Below are 605 nucleotides of genomic sequence, written 5' to 3'. Positions count from 1 at the left end.
AAGCCGTCGAGCGGTTCTACGCCTCGCTGCTCCGGGACGGTCCGATCGATATCCAGACCGTCCATGAACTGACCGTCCGGCTGCTCGTGGGGACCGAGAAGCTCGTGCTCGCCGCTTCCGAGAAGGCGAGCGGCTACCGGCGCTACGAGATCTTGTCCGTCACGAAGCTGGATACGCTGCAGGAGCTTAAGCGATACGTCGCGGGATTTCTCGTCCATCTGCGCGAGTTCGGGGTCCCGAGCGCGCGGGAAAGCCATCGCAGCATCATCAAGAAAACGATCCACTATATGGAGCAGGAATGCCAGCATGCCTCCCTGCACAGCGTCGCCCGGAAGGTCTATATGACGCCGACCTACCTGAGCTTGCTCTTCAAGACGAATACCGGCAAGACGTTTATCGAGCATCTGACGGACATCCGGATCGACAAAGCCAAGGACATGCTGAAGAAGACGCATCTGAAAAACTATGAGGTGGCGGAGCGGGTCGGGTACCAGGATTCCCGTTATTTCAGCCAAATCTTCAAAAAAAGAGTGGGCCTGTCGCCGAGCGAATACCGCGAGATCGACCTGAATTGAAAGCGCTCTACGCAAAGAAAAGGCTCTGCC

At 57.4% G+C, this 605-nt stretch carries 1 protein-coding gene; it reads left to right on the top strand.

Annotated elements, in window-relative coordinates; genetic code table 11:
- On the top strand, nt 1-575 hold a 575-nt coding region (locus H7C19_RS34095), incomplete at its 5' end, for a helix-turn-helix transcriptional regulator (RefSeq protein ID WP_185673547.1).
- Between the last annotated feature and the right edge of the window lie 30 nt (nt 576-605).

Source organism: Cohnella nanjingensis (assembly GCF_014212125.1).
GTDB lineage: Bacteria > Bacillota > Bacilli > Paenibacillales > Paenibacillaceae > Cohnella > Cohnella nanjingensis.
This window is presented reverse-complemented; position numbering and strand designations above follow the sequence as displayed.